This is a genomic window from Sulfurospirillum sp. SCADC, from assembly GCF_000743525.1.
GTDB lineage: Bacteria > Campylobacterota > Campylobacteria > Campylobacterales > Sulfurospirillaceae > Sulfurospirillum.
Window position 1 is genome coordinate 88,717 of sequence record NZ_JQGK01000002.1, and the last position, 19,919, is coordinate 108,635.

At 39.6% G+C, this 19,919-nt stretch carries 13 protein-coding genes and 2 pseudogenes; 13 read left to right on the forward strand and 2 right to left on the reverse strand.

Going from position 1 to position 19,919, the window contains the following annotated elements:
• The first annotated feature begins 23 nt into the window (after positions 1-23).
• The 13 genes and pseudogenes from JU57_RS01920 (at position 24) to JU57_RS01985 (ending at position 17,136) form a co-directional block, all read left to right on the forward strand.
• Positions 24-815 carry an alpha/beta fold hydrolase gene (locus JU57_RS01920; protein ID WP_037956267.1) on the forward strand — a complete coding sequence of 264 codons (792 nt, stop codon included), beginning with the start codon at positions 24-26 and terminating at the stop codon, positions 813-815.
• Positions 816-828: 13 nt separating this feature from the next.
• Positions 829-1,530: a Sir2 family NAD-dependent protein deacetylase gene (locus JU57_RS01925; protein WP_037956268.1), complete on the forward strand. Its 702-nt coding sequence runs from the start codon at positions 829-831 to the stop codon at positions 1,528-1,530.
• Positions 1,531-1,650: 120 nt separating this feature from the next.
• Positions 1,651-4,352, forward strand: a pseudogene (locus tag JU57_RS01930) (DNA methyltransferase).
• Positions 4,345-6,306, forward strand: a complete 1,962-nt coding sequence (locus JU57_RS01935) for a DEAD/DEAH box helicase (protein WP_037956271.1) — start codon at positions 4,345-4,347, stop codon at positions 6,304-6,306. Before JU57_RS01930 ends, JU57_RS01935 begins: the two are co-directional and overlap by 8 nt.
• Positions 6,299-7,504 carry a GIY-YIG nuclease family protein gene (locus JU57_RS01940; RefSeq protein WP_037956273.1) on the forward strand — a complete coding sequence of 402 codons (1,206 nt, stop codon included), beginning with the start codon at positions 6,299-6,301 and terminating at the stop codon, positions 7,502-7,504. Before JU57_RS01935 ends, JU57_RS01940 begins: the two co-directional genes overlap by 8 nt.
• A gap of 134 nt (positions 7,505-7,638) precedes the next feature.
• A complete protein-coding gene (locus JU57_RS01945; RefSeq protein WP_037956276.1) occupies positions 7,639-8,082 on the forward strand; it encodes a nucleoside deaminase in 444 nt (147 codons plus the stop codon).
• A 231-nt stretch (positions 8,083-8,313) separates the two neighbouring features.
• Positions 8,314-10,581: a glucosylglycerol-phosphate synthase gene (ggpS, locus tag JU57_RS01950; protein ID WP_051906484.1), complete on the forward strand. Its 2,268-nt coding sequence runs from the start codon at positions 8,314-8,316 to the stop codon at positions 10,579-10,581.
• Positions 10,530-11,645, forward strand: a complete 1,116-nt coding sequence (locus JU57_RS01955) for a mechanosensitive ion channel family protein (RefSeq protein ID WP_294875271.1) — start codon at positions 10,530-10,532, stop codon at positions 11,643-11,645. The genes ggpS and JU57_RS01955 overlap by 52 nt, the downstream gene beginning before the upstream one ends.
• A 129-nt stretch (positions 11,646-11,774) precedes the next feature.
• The gene (locus tag JU57_RS01960; RefSeq protein ID WP_037956281.1) at positions 11,775-12,761 is read left to right on the forward strand and encodes an AraC family transcriptional regulator; all 987 of its coding nucleotides are present in this window, start codon (positions 11,775-11,777) and stop codon (positions 12,759-12,761) included.
• Between the two features lie 103 nt (positions 12,762-12,864).
• Positions 12,865-14,752 (forward strand): annotated as a pseudogene (locus JU57_RS01965) (TonB-dependent receptor).
• Positions 14,753-14,856: 104 nt separating this feature from the next.
• The gene (locus tag JU57_RS01975; RefSeq protein ID WP_294875274.1) at positions 14,857-15,066 is read left to right on the forward strand and encodes a hypothetical protein; all 210 of its coding nucleotides are present in this window, start codon (positions 14,857-14,859) and stop codon (positions 15,064-15,066) included.
• The gene (locus tag JU57_RS01980) at positions 15,059-16,648 is read left to right on the forward strand and encodes a PepSY-associated TM helix domain-containing protein (RefSeq protein WP_037956284.1); all 1,590 of its coding nucleotides are present in this window, start codon (positions 15,059-15,061) and stop codon (positions 16,646-16,648) included. Before JU57_RS01975 ends, JU57_RS01980 begins: the two co-directional genes overlap by 8 nt.
• Positions 16,645-17,136: a hypothetical protein gene (locus JU57_RS01985; protein WP_037956285.1), complete on the forward strand. Its 492-nt coding sequence runs from the start codon at positions 16,645-16,647 to the stop codon at positions 17,134-17,136. The genes JU57_RS01980 and JU57_RS01985 overlap by 4 nt, the downstream gene beginning before the upstream one ends.
• A 63-nt stretch (positions 17,137-17,199) precedes the next feature.
• Here the strand turns inward: JU57_RS01985 and JU57_RS01990 are convergent, their stop codons facing one another.
• A complete protein-coding gene (locus tag JU57_RS01990; RefSeq protein ID WP_037956286.1) occupies positions 17,200-17,868 on the reverse strand; it encodes a response regulator transcription factor in 669 nt (222 codons plus the stop codon).
• Positions 17,865-19,754, reverse strand: coding sequence for an FIST N-terminal domain-containing protein (locus JU57_RS01995; RefSeq protein ID WP_037956478.1), 1,890 nt, complete (start codon positions 19,752-19,754; stop codon positions 17,865-17,867). Before JU57_RS01995 ends, JU57_RS01990 begins: the two co-directional genes overlap by 4 nt.
• Positions 19,755-19,919: the final 165 nt, after the last annotated feature.

A 19,919-nucleotide genomic window follows, 5' to 3' on the forward strand; every position in this document is an offset into this window, starting at 1 on the left:
ATGAGCTATACAAAGGATAAAATATGAAAAAAACCATCGGCGGATTATCGGTTTTAGTGGAAGGCAATCAGAAAGATACAGCAATTATTTTTTTACACGGTTTCCCGTATGATCACACCATGTGGCGCGAGCAAATCGCAGCACTGAGTGAAAACTACTACTGTGTGGCGTACGACATCAGAGGGCTTGGAGGCTCTTCGGTTGGTGATGGACAGTTTACGATGGAGTCGTTTGTCGATGATCTTGAACTGATGATCAGCGAGCTTAGAATTGAAAAACCACCGATTGTGTGTGGGTTTTCGATGGGCGGCTACATCGTCCTTCGCGCACTTGAGCGGATGGAAAATGCTTTTTCCGCGGTCATTTTATGCGATACAGCTTCCAATGCCGATGATAACGAAGGAAAACTCAACCGCTCCGACGTCATCAGACGCATCAATGCGCAAGGCTTGACCACGTTTTCCAAAAATTTCATCGGACACTGTTTCAGCGATGGCTATAAAAAAGCGCACAAAGAGTTGGTCGATAAACGCATCGCCAAGTCGACAAAGTTTAACTCCATCGGTGTTAAAGGGTGTCTGTTTGCGATATTGACGCGCAATGACATGACATCATTTCTTCCTTCCATCAACCTTCCAACTTTAGTCATGTGCGGTGAACACGACACCATAACGCCACCTGCTAAAGTGAAAGCGATGGCTGAAAAGATACCTAATGCTGAATTTGTGCTTATCAAAAATGCGGCACACATGAGTGTGGTTGAAAACCCCGTAGATTGCAACGAGGCAATCAAAGCATTTTTAGCAAAACTTTAAAAAGGTGTAAGCCATGGCACGAGTTGTAATATTCTCAGGAGCAGGCATCAGCGCGGAGAGTGGACTCTCCACCTTTCGCGACACAGGCGGACTTTGGGAAAAGTACCGCATCGAAGAGATTTGCCAAGCGGGATGTCTTTCTTGGAACCGTGAAAACACCCTCACATTTTACGACGCAAGGCGCGAACAACTCGCCTCTGTAGAACCCAATGCCGCGCATTACGCTCTCTCAAAACTGCAAGAGAAATACCCCAACGACATTGTGATCATCACCCAAAACGTCGACGATCTTTTCGAGCGAGCAGGGTGCAAAGACATTTTACACTTGCACGGCTTTTTGCCCAGACTTCGCTGTGAACAATGCGGCGCAACCCATCTCATTGGCTACGCCAAACAAGAGCGAACCTTTACATGTAAAAACTGCGGCGGCTCCTTTCGCCCCGACATCGTCTTCTTCGGCGAAGCCGCCCCGATGTACGAACACCTTTACGAAGCCATGGAAGATTGCCAATTTTTAGCCATCATAGGATCTAGCGGAAATGTCGTTGCGATGGATCATTTCGCTTTACATGTAAAAGTTTCCATACTCAATAATTTGGAAAAAAGCGACGCGATTAACGAGAGGGTTTATACGAAAGTTTTGTATAAAAAAGCGACTGAGGCGGTGGATGAAATTGTGGGGGATGTGGAGAGGTTTTTACAAAAAGAGTCTTAATTGAAACGTTGGCATTCAAAGATGTTAAAAGCTAGAACAAGATAAAATTTTAAATGCAAAAAATAGTATGAAGTTAAACTATATAAATTCCCTAAAAACTTAATAAAATAAAGATTCAACATGAATGCAAAAGATATAGAACATAATATACAAATTATTATTGATAATTTTTCAGCTGATGAATTTATCTATGATTTTCTCATCGCTTATGGAATCTCTAAAACTTCGGTCACTCGATTAAAAAAAGGTGATTTTAACTTATCGAAAAATACAGATGAAATTCTTTATAAAAGGAAGGTATTTTTTAAAGTAGAAGATGGTGATAAGCTTTTAAATACTGTTGATACTTTATCAAAAGAAGAATCTATCTTAAAACAACAGCCAAGATTTATCATCGTCACTGATTACAAATCTTTTGTTGCAAAAGATTTAAAATTAGGTAGAAATTTAGATATAGAATTAAAAGAATTACCAAGGTATTTTGATTTCTTTTTACCTTTAGCTGGGAGCGAAGTTTACAAAGCTAGTAACGATAATGAAGCAGATAGAAATGCTGCTTATAAAATGACAATGCTTTATGATTTATTGCGTGAAGAAAATCCAAATATTTATAACTCAAAAGAGCATATTCATCATCTCAATATTTTCTTGTCCCGTTTGTTGTTTTGCTATTTTGCAGAGGATACTGAAATTTTTGAAGAAGATAGTATATTTACAAATACCTTGGCACAACATACTAATCATAACGGCAGTGATACTCATGACTTTTTAAGTCGTTTATTTAAAAGATTAAATACACTTGAAAAAGACAGTTTTCCTGCATATCTTGCAGAGTTTCCTTATGTAAATGGCGATTTATTTAAAGACACGATTAATATTCCTATTTTTTCAGCTAAAGCACGAAAAGTATTGATTGAGTTAGGTGAACTCAACTGGAAAGATATAAATCCTGACATTTTTGGCTCAATGATACAAGCTGTTGTTATGGATGAATACCGTAGTGATTTAGGAATGCACTACACTTCTGTTCCAAATATCTTTAAACTCATTAAGCCGCTTTTTTTAGATGAACTCTATGAAGAGTTTAAAAAAGCACAAGATAATGTAAAACAATTGCGAGAGTTTATAATCAGAATATCTAAAATTAAATTTTTTGACCCTGCTTGTGGCAGTGGAAATTTTTTAATCATCACTTACAAAGAGATACGACTTTTAGAGGTAAAAATTTTACAACGCATTATCGAATTAGAACAATCACATTTATTGATTGATAGTGTCATTTCATTAGAGCAATTTTATGGTATTGAAATAGATGATTTTGCGCACGAAGTTGCGATTTTGTCTCTTTGGTTGGCTGAGCATCAAATGAACCAATATTTTGAAGAACAGTTAGATGGTTATACCGATCATAAATCTATTATTCCGTTAAAAAAATCGGGAACAATCATTCGAGGGAATGCTACACGATTAGAGTGGAAAGAAGTTTGTTCAATTAATAAAGATGATGAAATCTATATAATTGGAAATCCTCCATATTTAGGAAGTAGAAATCAAGATAAAGAACAAAAAGATGATTTGAAATTTGTTTTTAAAAAAGATTATAAAAGTTTGGACTATGTTTCGGCTTGGTTTTATAAGGGTGCTAATTATATTGAAGGATTTAATGCAAAATGTGCTTTTGTTTCTACAAATTCAATTTGCCAAGGTTTATTAGTTGCTTTAACTTGGGATAAAGTGTTAAATAAAAAGATAGAGATAGATTTTGCATATCAATCTTTTAAATGGACTAATAATGCTAAAGGTAATGCTGGAGTAACAGTTATTATTGTAGGATTAAGAAACATTTCCAATATTCCCAAATATCTGTTTGTTAATAACTATAAAAAATTAGCCAAAAATATAAATCCATATCTTCTTGATGCGTCAAATCTAGTTGTAATAGGTAGAAGCAAACCTTTTTCTAAGTTTCCTGAAATGAGATTTGGCAATATGCCAAATGATGGAGGTAATTTAATCTTATCAACGAAAGAAAAAAATAAGCTTTTAAATATAGGTTCATTTCAAAAACAATGGATTAAAAAGTTCATAGGTGCATCTGAATTTATCAGAGGAAGTGAAAGATTTTGTTTATGGATTGAAGATCGGGATTTAGAGCAAGCAAGACAAATAAATGTAATTGCTGAAAGATTGAACAAAGTAATTGAACATAGAGAAAACAGTTCAGAGAAAAGTACTAGAGAAAAGGCATATACACCTAACCACTTTTATTTTACATCTTATAAAAGTACAGATTCAATTTTAATTCCTGGGCATTCATCAGAAAGACGAGAATATATCCCTATTGGGTTTTTTAATGAGGATACAATTATTTCAAACTCAGCGATGGCAATTTACAATGCAGAGCCTTGGCTTTTTGCAATACTTACAAGCCGCATGCATATGGTGTGGGTAAGATCAGTTGGGGAAAGTTAAAAACAGATTATAGATACTCGGCAAAACTTTGCTACAACACTTTTCCATTCCCAAATATTGACAGTAAGCAGAAAGAAAATTTAAATTTATATGTTTTTGCCATTTTGGATGAGCGAGCTAAGCACCGAGGAAAAACTATGGCTTGGTTATATAACCCTGATACAATGCCAAAAGGCTTAAAACAAGCACATCAAGAGCTTGATGAAGCAATAGAACAATGTTACCGTTTACAGCCTTTTAAAAATGATACAGAACGGTTGGAGTATCTGTTTAAGCTCTATGAAGAAATGACTAAAAAAGATACCCTATTTTCGAAACAGAAAAAAATAAGGAATAAAAAAGATGCCTGATTTAGTACATGTAAAATATCAGCAAACTGGAAAAAGCAAGAAGACAAACGCTTTAGGTATGCGTGAAATGCAAGAAAAGGCTTATGAGGGTAGAACAGCACAATATTTACTTTTAAAAGCACCTCCTGCATCTGGAAAGTCTAGGGCATTAATGTTTCTAGCATTGGATAAACTTGAAAATCAAGGTATCAAAAAAGTCATTGTTGCCGTACCTGAAAAATCAATTGGTGCATCTTTTGAAACTACTGAACTAAAAAAATATGGTTTTTTTACCGATTGGCGTCCAAATCCAAAGTACAATCTCTGCACACCTGGAGAAGAAAAAAGTAAAGTATCTGCTTTTTTAGAGTTTATAGAAAGCGATGAATCGATACTTATCTGTACACATGCCACTTTACGTTTTGCTTTTGATGGATTGGATGAAAAAAAGCTTGATAACACATTGGTTGCTATAGATGAATTTCATCACGTATCTGCTGAAGGCGATAATAGATTGGGTGAAGTCTTGAAAAATATAATGGCAAAATCAAATGCACATATTGTTGCTATGACAGGTTCTTACTTCAGAGGCGATAATGTTCCTGTTTTAATGCCAGAAGATGAATCTAAGTTCACTAAAGTAACCTACAATTACTATCAACAGTTAAATGGTTACGAATATTTAAAATCTTTAGGCATCGGGTATCATTTTTATTCAGGTAGGTATTTTAAAAAACAGCCCGATAAAGAGATGTCCGCCTTGGCAGAAGTGTTGGATGAAAATAAAAAGACTATTGTTCATATTCCAAGTGTTAATTCAGCGGAATCATCAAAAGAAAAATATGAAGAAGTAAATCATATCATTAATGTTTTAGGTGAATTGGAATATCAAGATGAAAAAACAGGTGTACTATATGTCAAAAGCAATAAATCAGGCAAAATATTAAAAGTCGCTGATTTAGTAAATGATAATCCCAAATCAAGAGATAAAATTTCAACATACTTAAGAGATATTAAATCGGTTGATGATATTGATATTATCATTGCACTGGGAATGGCTAAAGAAGGTTTTGATTGGCCTTATTGTGAACATGCTTTAACTATTGGGTACAGAGGTTCCTTAACTGAAATTATTCAAATTATAGGAAGGGCAACAAGAGACAGTAATAATAAAACTCATGCCCAATTTACGAACTTGATAGCTCAAGTTGATGCAGAAGATGATGATGTGAAATTGTCTGTAAACAATATGTTAAAAGCTATTACAGCATCTTTGTTGATGGAACAAGTTTTAGCACCTAATTTTAATTTTAAACCAAAAGATTTAGAAAGTGACGATGATGAAAAAGATGATGAAAGTACAATTAGAATAAGAGGTTTTAAATTACCTACATCACAAAGGGCAAAGGACATTATAGAGTCAGATTTGAATGACTTAAAAGCACGAATCTTGCAAGATGCACAAATGTTAAAAGCAATGCCAGGTAATCTTGAGCCTGAAGTTATAAATACGGTACTAATACCAAAAATCATACGAGAGGTGTATCCTGATTTAAATGACGAAGATTTGGAAGCAGTAAGACAATATGTCGTTGTTGACTCTGTGATTAAAAATAGTACTATAGAAGAGCAAGGTGATAAAAAATTTATTAGAATGGCAGGAAGCTTTGTCAATATTGATGATATTCATATTGACTTGATAGATCAAATAAATCCATTTCAGAAAGCTTTTGAAATTTTATCAAAATCAGTAACAACTCAAGTATTTAAGTTGATAGATGAACATATTCAATCAACAAAAATTGAGATGACAGAGGAAGAGGCCATCCTTTTATGGCCTAAGATAAAGGAATGGGTCAGTAGAACAGGTTTTGAACCTAATTTACAGTCTTTTGACAAGAAGGAAAAAAGAATGGCTGAGGCATTGGTTTTTTTAAGAGAACAGAAACGAAAAAGAGCGTTGAGTAATGAATAATAAAAAAACATTAGAGGACATTTTTGATGATGATAATTTTGGGTTATTGGACTCAAAGCCAAAAACATCAAATGTAAAAAATGAAGATGATAGACTTATTGATTCTCTTGAAGAAATAAATTCTTTTATTGATAAAAATGCTAGAGAGCCGAGTTCCTCTAGTATGTCAGAATATAACTTACTTGCAGCACTCCGTCATTTTAGGGAAGATGAAACAAGTAAAAAGATTTTAAAACCATTTGATAGACATAACTTATTGGGCTATGTAGAAATGGATAAACTTACAATAGATGATATTTTCAATGATGATGATTTAGGCTTACTTGAGGCAGATAGTGATTTGGATATTTTCAAGTTCAACCATACCCCAAGACCTGAAGATAGAGCTGAAACGGATTTTGTAGCACAGCGAAAACCATTACAAGAAAAAGAATTTGAAAAATATGAGAAGATGTTTCAAAAGGTACATCAAGAAATAAAAGAGAGTAGAAGACAGATAAAAAAGTTTGACAATATTGAGAAAAATCTTCATATTGGTAATTTTTATATGATTAGTGGTGTTCTCTTATATCTAGAATCGGCAAACTTGAAAAAAGAGGTATGGGAACAAAAGTCAGGCAATAGAGTACGAATTGAAGGAAGAACAAGAACAATATTTGAAAATGGTACATATAGTAATATGCTTTATAGGTCATTAGGTAAACAAATTCAAAAAGATGGCAAGTTAATAACAAATATCGATGATAAAGTAGAGCATGGGTTGTTTGTTGATGCAAATTTAGTTGATGAGGAAGATATTCAAACAGGTTGGATATATGTTTTAAAGTCCAAATCTGTCAACCCAAATATTTCAAATATTAAAGACTTATATAAAATAGGTTATTCAAGTACATCTGTAGATGAACGAATAAAGAAGGCAAAAAATGAAGCAACATATTTATTTTCAGATGTTAAAAAAGTAGCGACTTATAAAGTTTATAATCGAAATGCTGATAAATTAGAAAGTCTTTTACATAGGTTTTTTGCTCAAGCCTGTTTAAATGTAGATTTGTTCGATACTAAAGGTCAGAGGATAACACCTAGAGAGTGGTTTGTAGTTCCTTTTGATGTAATTGAGGAAGTAATACATCTAATTTTAAATGAAAGCATTGTCAATTATGAATATGATGCAGTAAACAAAAAGGTAAGTTTGAAATAGTCCACAAAAAAAGGGATCGGAGCTAAACTTTTAACTTTCTGAAATTTCATTTTTTTATATGTAAAAAAATCACAAGTCAAGTCATCAAAGTATAATCAAACATAGCAATATAGGATAACTAAAAGGGAAACATAATGGATAAATTTTTAGAAGCAGCCATAGAAGAAGCGCAAAAAGGGTTGGATGAGGGTGGTATTCCTATTGGTTCGGTTCTTGTGATAGACGGTAAAATAGTAGGGCGTGGTCACAACCAAAGAGTTCAAAAAGGAAGTGCTGTACTGCATGCAGAAATGGACTGTTTGGAAAATGCTGGACGACTTAGCGCACGTGATTATCAACGAGCAACGCTTTACTCTACGTTGTCTCCTTGCGATATGTGCAGTGGTGCCATTTTGCTTTATGGCATATCAAAAGTCGTTATCGGTGAAAACCATACCTTTTGTGGACCAGAAAAATACGTAAGATCAAGAGGTGTAGAAGTTGAAGTTGAAGTCATCAACAACCCAAAATGTCGTCAACTTATGGAATCTTTTATACAAAAGAATCCTAAACTTTGGAATGAAGATATTGGTGTATAGCATAAAAAGGGAGCTAAACTTTTAATATTTATACCCACTAAAACCTTTACATGTAAAGATTTACCACACGCATTTACACCGCATCCCCTAAGCTAGAATGTAAAAGTTTTAGCTACAATAGATTGACATACGAAGCTATTATATGGCTATTAATTCAATATGACGAGGTGTTTTTACATAAATGTTGCCCCACCAAAGGGTTTTGTACAACAAAATACAATGGAGGCATAGATGCTTAAAAAATTACTTACTTCTTCCTTTCAACCCATTTCAAGCGTTGTTCTAGCAACGGATTTGGATGGTACTTTACTCGCAGGTCCACTGCCAGCACGTCGTCATTTACGTGAACTTTTTAGCGGAAATATTCCTTATGCTAAACTTATTTTTGTCACAGGACGAGGCTTAGAGTCGATTTTGCCTGTGTTAAATGACCCGATGGTTCCCAGACCTGATTATATTATTGCGGATGTGGGGGCGACGGTGGTTTATGGCGATACGTTGTTGCCTGTTTTTCCGTTGCAACAAGAGATCTCCGCTCTTTGGCCTGGCACGCAATCGGTGGTGGATGCGCTGGAATCTTTTTCCTATTTAGAGCGTCAAAGTGTTCCTCAAGAGCGTCGGTGCTCGTTTTTGGTGCATGAAGCGATGATTGATGATGCGCTAAGAGCTGTTGTTGCCTCTTTGGGGTGTGAGCTTCTTTTCTCCGCACGAAAATACCTTGATGTTTTGCCCAAAGGCGTTGGCAAAGGTGCGACCTTGCGGAAGCTGTGTGCGCATCTTGAATTTACTCACGAAACGGTTGTGACCGCAGGTGATACGATGAACGACTTGTCGATGTTTCAAGAAGGCTTCTCTAGCATCGTTGTCGGTGGAGCAGAGCCAGCCCTTGTGCACGCGGTGCGTGATGACAAAGGGGTTTATCTTTCATCGGGCGAGGGGTGCGCGGGGATTATTGAGGGGCTTTCACATTATCAATTTTTGAAAAGTGAGAAGCCAAGCGTGGTACATGAAGAGGGAACATCGGATTTGGTGATGGTATACCATCGTTTACCCTTTGATGAGCTGGCAAATGGAGAGAGGAAAAAACCTAAAAGTCCCAATGGCATTATGCCCACACTGTTAAATTTTTTCTCCTCAGGTGTTGAGGGTTCATGGGTTGCGTGGTCGCAACAAAGCTCACGCACACCTCTTGATTTTGAAGTTCATGTGGACGTCGATGTGGAAAAATACCCCAACTTAAAAGCAGCGCGCATTCCTCTTTTAGCCAAAGATGTGGATCTCTTTTACAAGAAATTTTCCAAAGAGGCGTTTTGGCCCATCATCTTCTCTTTTCCTGATAAGGCTGAGTTTAAACAAGAACACTGGGAACATTACCTTGATATTAACGAAATTTTTGCCAAACAAACTGCACTGGAAGCATCCAAAGGTGCTTTGGTTTGGATTCATGATTATAACTTATGGATGGTGCCTGCGTTTTTGCGCATGTTACGACCCGATCTAAAAATCGCCTTTTTTCACCACACAACGTTTCCGCCTTCCAATATTTTCAATATCATTCCGTGGCGTCGTGAGATCATCGGAAGTCTCTTGCAGTGCGATTATATAGGCTTTCACATTCCTCGTTATGTGGAAAATTTTGTCGATGTCGTGCGCAGTTATGCCCCGACAAAAATACTTTCCCAAGTCCCCTGTGCTCCACGGTTTATGACGTATGGTTGTGCACTTGGGGTGGATTTGATGAGCGATGACATTGAGGTTTTAGGAAAGAGAGTGCGTTTGGGTGCGCATCCTGTTGGGATTGATTGTACGCAGATTGATCATTTGCTTCACAAAACGACAGTGCGTCATAAAATCGAAGATATTCGCGTTCAATTTTTGGGTAAACGTGCCATTCTCTCGTTGGAACGACTGGACTACGTCAAAGGTGCGCTTGAAAAACTTTTGGCGTTTGAGACTTTACTTGAGAAGCACCCAGAGTTTGTTGGAAAGTTGGTTTTGCTTAATTTTGTCACCCCAGCGGCGCCTGGCATGGAAGTGTATGAATCTTTGAGAGTAGAGGTTGATAAAATGGTTGGGCGCATTAATGGGCGCTTTTCAACGCTGGATTGGACGCCTGTGCGCTACTTTTACCGCTCCATTCCTTATGAAGAGGTAATTGCGTATTACGCTATGGCGGATGTTGCGTGGATTACCCCGTTGCGCGATGGACTGAACCTTGTCGCCAAAGAGTACGTGGCAACGCAAGGGCATTTAGGAGGAAGTGGTGTGCTTGTTCTCTCCGAATTTGCAGGAGCTGCGGTTGAGCTTCATGGCGCATTATTGACCAATCCTTACGATGCGAAAAGTATGGAAGAGGTGCTCTATCTTGCCTTAACCTTAGGTGAAGATGATAGGACGTACCGAATGACACGTATGAATGCGATTGTGCGCAGTAACGATGTTCACACATGGGGCGAAGGATTCATGCGTGCGGTGATTCCCAATCGTACAATAACATGACGATCAATTTACTCTTAGATTATACGATTATGGGCAATCCATTTTTGGACTATTGCATTGCCTTTGGGTTTTTTACATTAGGTTCTTTATCTGTTTTTATCTTTAAATATTACATTTTGGCAAAGCTAAAACTATGGATCAATGCGATTCCAACACACGTGAGTGGCTTAATCATCAGTGTCATCGAAACGTATTTGATTCCTGTTTTTTACTTTTCCATCTTTTATCTATCGCTCAAATTTCTTGTGTTGTCTTCAAAATTCGAACATAGCCTTGATGTGATGATCTTTGTTGTGCTGACCATGTTTTCTGTTCGTATTGTGATTGCTATTGCGCATTATAGTTTGCAACGCTATTTACAAACATCGGTTGATTCGATACAAAAGAAAGATCAACTCAAGGGGATTAGCGGACTGGTGAGTTTTGCTATTTGGATGATTGCCATCATGTTTCTCCTTGATAATCTTGGGGTCAAAATATCAGCCGTGGTGGCAGGTCTTGGCATTGGTGGTATTGCCGTTGCTTTGGCTGCTCAGACCGTACTTGGGGATCTTTTTAGTTATTTCGTCATTTTTTTTGATAAACCCTTTGAGTCGGGTGATTTTATCATGGTTGGCGATAAAATAGGGGTTGTGGAGCATATTGGCATCAAAACGACACGTATTCGCGCCCTCAGTGGCGAACAACTTGTCTTTTCCAATACTGATTTGACGAATTCCCGCGTGCATAATTATAAAAGAATGGAAAAACGAAGGGTTGTATTTTCCTTGGGGGTGACGTATCAGATTGCGCCAGAACAGTTGAAAAAAATTACCACCATCGTGAAAGAGATTATCACCATGGTGGATATGACAACGTATGATCGGGGGCATTTTGCACGCTATGGCGATTCAAGTTTAAATTTTGAATTTGTGTACTACGTCAATAGCAATGATTACACGATCTATATGGATATTCAAGAGTCGATTAATATGGCAATATTTGAAGCCTTTGGCAAAGAAGGGATCGAATTTGCCTATCCCACACAAACACTTTTTATCCGTAAAAATGCAGAAGAAGTGTGATCTCTGCAGAGATCAAGGCTTTACATGTAAGAACCTTTTAGGTTTTAAGGCGAAGATTTGCTACAATATAAAATACCTTTATTTGATAATATTTCTCAACTTGTGGTAATTTTATTTTAGGGGAAGAGGGTGAGCGAAAGTTCTGTGTTGCGTATTAACTCTTACGATCTGTTGCAGATCGCTCAAACGAAGCAGTACCCTTTTTCGCGTGAAAATTTTTTGGCGAAGGTCAAACCAGAACTGGGTGATGGGACGTTTATTTGGTACAACCTTGGAAACGGTGTGGCGGCGTATACGTATGCGTATGTTTTGCATCAAGACACGATAACATCGCTCTCTTCGGATATTCCAGGTGCTGTGTTGGTGTTTAATCTGGGCGATGACTTTACGCATGTGTTTAAAAATAAAACACAATACCTTATCAAGAAAAACAGCTTTTTCATCGGATTTTCATCGCATGCGTTTTGTATGGAGATGCAGATGCAAAAGGGTAAACGCTACCGTACGATTACGATTGGCATCAAAGAGGAGCTGTTGTTCCATCTCATCAGTAATTATCAAGAGGTGTACACAAAGATGGCAGAGGAGACGCAGCAGAATGGTTATGCTGTTTTAGAAGGTGGCGAGATTGATCTGCGGCAATTGGAGATTTTAAAGGCGTTTGATGCGCACGAAATGGATGAAAACCTTTTGAATGTGCTCTATTTGGAGGCGCATATCATGTATTTGGCGCACTATACGATTGAGCGTATGATGAGCACGATGCACAAAATCGCCGATTTTTCGTTGGATATTAAGACGATTCATTCGCTTGAAAAGGCGAAACATATCATCTTGCACGAGTACGACAAAGAGCTTTTTATCAAGCAGATCGCTTATCGTTCGGCGATTAATGAGTGTTATTTGAAAAAAGATTTTAAAGCGTATTATGGCATGACGGTATATGAGATGCTCCAAAAGCAGCGTTTGGACGTGGCAAAAACCTTGCTTCAAAAAAATCATAGTGTGAAAGAGGCGGCGTTTAAAGTTGGCTACAAGCATACGGGCAATTTTAGCAAGCGCTTTATGGAACATTTTGGTGTATCGCCGAGCGTTTACCGCAAACAGCTCTTTTAAAGTAGATTTTCCCCTTTTGTGACTCTTTATTTATTGATAATCATCCTCATAAATGGCACACTTCCACCATCAAAACAACAACATGATACAAAAAGGACGATGGATGATAGACAAAAAATTGTGGAAAATAAGTTTAGCTGTATGTTTACTGCTCCCTTCACTTGCATTTTCGGAGAACAATTCAACAGTAGAACTCAATGAAGTGACCGTTACGGGCGAAAAAATAGAGCGTTCTTTGCAAGAGACCACAACCGCGGTGAGTGTTTTCAAGGGCGATAGCATGGATGCTTCCGAGACAAAATCGGCGTATGAAGTAGCGTCACAAGTGCCCAATATGATCAATAATCCTGCCGATCTTCCCGTCATTCGTGGTGTCGGTGGTGCAGGTCCTGCAACGGGAATGCACGCGTTTATCTCGGGGGCTCGTCCACGCATTAGCACGAGTGTGGATGGGTTAAGTGAGAGTTGGAGCGGACAGCGTTATTTGGACATCGGCGCTTGGGATATTGAGCAGATTGAAGTACTGCGTGGCCCACAATCGACCACACAAGGACGCAATAGCATCGGTGGTGCCGTTGTGATCAATACCAAAAATCCGACGTTTGAACCTGAGGGTGCAGTGCGCATTGGTTATGAAAATGAAGATGACAAAGCGCTTCTGGGTGCGATGATATCAGGTCCCATCCTAGAGGATGAGTTGGCGTTACGACTGGCTGCGCAGGGCGTTTACGGGCATGGATTTATCAATTACACGGGAGCGAGTACTCCTTGGGATCCCTCCGAGATCAAGCAAGGAAGTGTACGCGGTAAAATGCTTTGGATTCCTAAAAATATCGAAGGGTTGATCGTTAAGACGACTGTATCGCATCGTAGCCAAGAGGGCGAATATATGAATGAAATCAGTAACCCTGATATTTCATTATTTCAAGATGTTGTCTCTTCGGTCAATCCTGTGCGTTACACCGACACCACTAACACGACGGTGAGTGTCGATGTCGAATACGCAATCAATGATGATTTGAAACTCTATACACTGCTTGGTCACAGTGACTATCAAGCCTCTTTTGAACAAGCCACCCTCGTGATGCCTTTGGGGCTGGATGAAAAGAGCACGACTCTTGAAACGCGGTTGGTGCATGACCCTAAAGGTGGGTTGTTGACGAGTATGGTGGGGCTTTATTTTTACGACCGTACGCAAGACATTGCTACCGATGGCGCTACGTTGTTGAGCGGCGATGATGAGATTAAGACTGCTGCTTTATTTGGTGAAGAGTCTTTATATGTAAGCGATTCTTTAGATGTGCTGTTTGGTGGACGTGTGGAGAGAGAGCATCAAGAAAGGGATGTTTCTTACAAAAGAGGCGCTAATATGGCCTCCACCGATACGGACGCGGCTGAAACGGTTTTCCTTCCAAAAGTGGGTTTGGACGTATGAAGCGACAACGCGTTCGTTAATGCTCAATAAAAGCCTAACGCTCAATACCAACCTTTTTTACAACGATTATGAAGGGTATCAAGGTTTGCTAAGCAACCGTATTACGAACATTCCTGAGGGGAAAAGTTATGGTTTTGAAGCGGAAGTTAACTATCGTTTAACGTCTGATTTAGCACTTCACGGTGGGTTTGGTCTTTTACGATCTGAAATTACCGAAGCACCGACAGGCACAACGTATAAAGGCAATGAGTTCAACTATGCGCCTCATTTTACGGGTAATGTTGGCTTCACGCAACACTTTGGTGGTGGCTTCTTCTTTGGAAGTGATCTCTCATACGTGGGTGAATACTATTCCGATATTGCCAATACTGAAACGACCAAAGCGGGCAAATACACCCTAGTCAATGTCAATCTTGGCTATGAAACCAAAAGTTATACGATTCGTACCTACGTCAAAAATGCGTTGGATGAAGATGTGCTCTATTTGTATCGCGGAACCAATCTACAAGTGGGTCAACCACGTACCTTTGGCGTGACGTTTGACTACCGTTTCTAAGAAGAGTCGCTTCAAATGAACCTTTATCGCTATTTAGCCACTCCTGAGCCCCATGGTAAAAAATTGGGCTCTTTCGCATCCTTACCGCCATTTTTGGCGGTTTGGTGCTTTCGTATCTGAGCCTCTCTGTTTTGGTGGCACTGAGCACGCCTTTCAAGCAAGACTTAGCCGTGATCGCACTGTTGTACAACACGTTGGCGTGGGCAGTAGCTGCGTTGTGGATCGCCTTAGCGCCTACTAAGCTTGGTGCACTGCTTCGCTTTGTGCTTCCAACCCTGATCGTTGTGGGCATTTTAGGATGGGTCTATGAATGAGATCAACGCGTCCAAATTATGGAAACAGCGCCTTTTAAGGCTTCATGCCGCGCTGGGTATGGTCGTTTCATTGGTCATGTACGTCAGCGTTTTTTTTGGTATTTTTGCCATTTTTCTGCCGTATCTTCAGGTGTGGGAGAAACCATCACGTCATATACAGAGAGTTGATGTCACGCAGATTGATTATGAAACCATGCTCAATCAGGTTTTAGAAGACCCCAATTTTCCCAAAAATAACCTGCTCATCACGCTTCCTGGCACCAAAGGTGAAACAGCGTTGAGCATTTCGCACCGTTTTAGCGCCCCTCTTTTTTTCAACCCACTCAGTGGCGCAAAAATCAAAGATGAAGGTGCGCAATCGCAACTAGCAAGCTTTTTAAACAAGCTTCATTACGGCAAAGTGTTGGATTTTGACAAAGAGCTTTTTGGGGTGGCATTTAGTTTTTTTGGGCGTTTACTCTTTGGTTTTATGGCTGTGGGCGTGATGAGCATCGTTATTTCAAGTGTTATCTTGATCATCATCTTCGCCTACAAGAACAAACCCAAAACGCCCCAAGCACTTTTTTCGCGTTTACATGTAAAGATTTTTACATGGATTTTCCCTATCTTTTTGCTTATAACGCTCAGCGGTGCTTTTATGAATCTTTCGCTTCTAAGCTTTGTTCCGATGGCAAAGCTGGCGAGTAGTGGCAAAGAGAGTCGCATCGATGCGATCATCGGTCCCGTGCTTTTCCCTAAAGAAAATGCGATGGCTGCTTCCAGTGAAACGGCACCGATGCTACCGATTAAGACATTAATTGCCAAAGCGCAAAATCTGAATCCACAGATCAACTTTCAGCAACTAAAGCTGGTCAATTGGAACGCCAAAAATGCCCAGATAGAGCTTAAAGGCTACGATGTTTACAAGCCTTTTTTAAACGGTGGTTCCTTTAATAAACCGAGTCTAACACTCAGTGCGGTTGATGGTTCGCTCATTTCAGAGCAAAGAGTGCTGGATCGTTCGTGGAGTGTTTTCTTTGCGGAAGCGACCTTTTTTCTTCACTTCTTAGCCGGTGTGGATATTATCAGCCGAACGTTGGTAGCGTTGGTGTTGGTCGCATCTGCTTTGGCGATTGGCTTTGGTGTGATGTTGTGGCTTGAGAAACAGGCGAAGAAATTTGATGAACGCATTCCTTTTTATCACTGGATGGGAAAATTCTCTTTGAGCGTCATGGTGGGTGTCATTCCTGCAACGGGCGTACTTTTCGTGTTGCAGTGGCTTTTACCGTTTGATCTTGCTGATCGGCTTTTGTGGCAAAAAGGGCTCTTTTACAATGCGTGGCTCGCAACGCTGTTTTGGGCGTTTTACCGCTTCAATGCCTACCAAGCTGCCAAAGAGTTTTTAGCCGTGGGTGGTGCGTTGTTTCTAGGCTCAGTTTTACTGCATTGGTTTGCGCTAGGATTTCCTCCTGTGGGCTCTACTTTAGGGGTTGATCTGTGGCTTTTGGTGTTGGGAAGTCTGCTTCTTTGGGGTGCTCGAAAACTACCGTGTCAGCCTGAAGCGATACACTCATTTTGGATTAGAAAAAAGGAGAAAGCATGAAAAAATTCATTCTATGGGCGATGGTATTGCTCTTGCCAACGTTTATGTGCGCGCATACGCTTTTGTTACATGTAAGCGACAATGACGATGACACGATCACCATCAAAGGTGAATTTAGTACAGGTGAGGGCGCTTCTGGTGCTTTGGTCAAACTGCAAGCGGTGGGAAGCCAAGAGATTTTGCTTCAACAAAGACTGCCCGATAGCAGTGAGCTTGTGTTGAGCATCCCCACAGTGCCGTATGAAGTGATCTTAGATGGCGGTCCTGGGCATCAAATCAGCCGCAATGGCATCGCTCCCAAAGCTGGGTTTGAAAAAACAGCACCCCAAAGTGAAGTGGCATCTCCTTCCAAAGCGATGAGCCAAAGCATACCTCTGGCACTCAGCGTCTGCCTTGGTTTAGCCTTTGTGCTTTTGGGTGCGACGCTGTTTATCAGCATCTATAACACCAACAGACTGCTTAAAAAGCTGAATGTTGCCAAATCTTAATCTCTTGTGGTGCCAATAGGTTGTGGTGTCACCGCAAGGTTACATGTAAAAGTCTTTTAAGCCTCACATCGAAGGGGTTTTCACCATATAGCCAATACCTCTAATGTTGGTGATAAAATCTTCTTTCAGGTGACTTTTGAGACGATTGACCTCTGTTCGGATGGTGGCTTCGTCGACGTCCATATCAAAATCATTCCATACGTTTTCTCGAAACATGTCGTAGCTACAGACAAATCCTCGGTTGTGGGTGAGGAATTGGATGATTTGAAGTTGTCGTTTGGATAAAACTTGGGGCTCTTCGTGAAAATAGAGCGTCATGGCATCACAATCAAAACTGTAGGAAGCGGAGAGTCTTTTGTGGTGCCTCTCTTTTTTGAGGGTTTTTGAAATGCGGTCGATTCTGATATTGAGCTCTTTGAGATGAAACGGTTTTTTCAGATAATCAAAACAGCCAAGCTCAAACGCTCGTGATATATCTTCGATGTCAATGAGTGTTGAGATGAAAATAACAGGCATCACTTTTTTTTGCGCATGCAATGTCTCTAAAATCGTTAATCCATCAATATTGGGTACGTTAATATCGAAAATCAGCAGGTCAAACCGCTCTTTTTCTAAGACGCTCAAACAGGCATTGCCATCTCGGATGGATGTCATGGCGTGACCGATGGTTGAGAGGTATTTTGTGATCGATTCGTTGAGGAGAATGTCATCTTCTAAGAGTAAAATTTTCATGCGTTCTCGATTTTAAATTGGTACGAAAAGGATGTTATGTTTTCATCCGAATGCAGTGTAATTTTCACGTTTTCTTCCTTACAGATTCTTTTAACGAGGTTGAGTCCAAGTCCAAAGCCGTTTTGCGCCTCTTCTTCACGGTAGAACTCTTCAAAGATTTTCTCTGGTTTTTGAATTTTTCGCGAATGCGATGCAATGCAAAAATGACAATTATCCGCATCTTTGTAGAGAGAAACGATAATTTTTTCATTCTCAAACGTATATTTAATCGCATTGGTGAGGTTGTTGTCGATGATGCGTTGTAATTTGGTTTCGTTAAAGAAAATCATGGCGTCATCACAATCGGCTTTGAAACTAAGCATGGATTTTGCTTTATCCGCCACTTGGGCAAAAAAGTCGATACGAGACCGGACATAATCGACCAAATCAATAGAGCGTTTCACATAGTGAATTTGATCTTTTTTCACCAAATAACTTAAATCATCGTACATCGAGAAGATGCTTTTGGCTGCGACTTCGATATTTTCCAAGTAGACACTTTTCCCAAACTCCATCTCATGCAGCTCAATACTGCTCATGATGACGCTTAAGGGCGTATTCATCTCATGCACGGTGTAGCGCAAAAACTGTTTGTGAGATGCCAAAAGGGTGTTGGAGTAGCGCATCTGCTTCTCTAAACGTTTGGACTGATCGTCATAATCGCGCGCACTTTGTTCAATCAAATGGGTCAAGGATTCAATGCTTTTAGAGTAGGGAGTGTTTTTTTTACTCTCCTCTTTGTGCGCGATGGTTGGGATGGAATCCACGGTAGAAGATTCGCTTAAGGCAACTACGGTGAGCGTTTGGTTGAGAAGTTTGTTGTGACCGTTTTGGTGGTAAAACTCTGAGTAGGTAAAAAACCCTGAGGTTGCCGCTGTTTTTGAAAACGAACCGATGCCCAGTTTGATTAAAAAGGGCATAAACCGTCTTCGCGCCATACAGGAGAAGACATAATACGTTTCTGCGTTGATCGTGTGCAAGTTTTCTAAAACGTCTAGAGGATCTTTCATCAAAGACTCAGCATCACCAAAACCGATGCGGACTTTATCGCCTTCGCTAAAATTGCCGCTGTAGCTCAGGCTGCCATCCTCATGCTTAGCGATGACCGCTCGTGCCATGATGACACCGTGTTTTTCAAGGATAAGGGGAAATTCTGTTTGTGAGAAGTTTCCACCGAGGTATTTGTCGTAAAATTCTGCTGCTTTCATACCATCGATCAGGTAAACTCTGTTCTCCGTTACTTTCGTAATGGTATGCTTAAGCCCGATAGGTTTCCAGTCAAACTTATAATCGGTGGCTACATGTAAAATGTCAGAATTTAACGAAACACCGACCACACCTTCGCCTAAAAGCGTGTTTTGGGATGAAATATAGGTTTGCTCAAACTTGCCATTGTCGCCTGCCATGCCCCCACAAATCGGTATGGTCGGATCATACGATTCCACTCCTTTTAAAAACTCTTCGGCATTCATACGCGTGCCATCTGAAAAAAGAATGAGGAGTTTTGTGTTGGAACTTACCAAATCAGAGGCTATTTTGACACCGCATTGAAAGGAGTCTGCCATATTGGTGTAAGAGGTTTTGATACAGGTGTCTTCAAATATGCTGATGGAGATGACGGTTCTAAGCGTTGTGATCCGCTCACCAAAGATCTCTCCATCGGTGGTCGTACCAATACAGATGGCATGGGGAATATGCGCAAGAATAACGTCGCTGATCTCCTGCAGTACCGTTTTTCCTTGCCCACAAAAGAGTTGGACTAAGACATTTTTTTCCACTTCAAAAAGTGAAAAATCTATGATACTCTGCACTGAACCTGTTTCATAACAAAAATTGTACGTCTTCATAAACCATCCCCCATGCTCATTAGCGCTTGAATGAAAGATACCCAATACCAGCTTATAAGGAAGATATTTTTGAGCACAAAACTTTAAAATGTGTGCATTACATGTCAATAGATTACCTATTTATGCTTCCTAAATTTTTTTTTGATACGTTACGTTACAATCGAT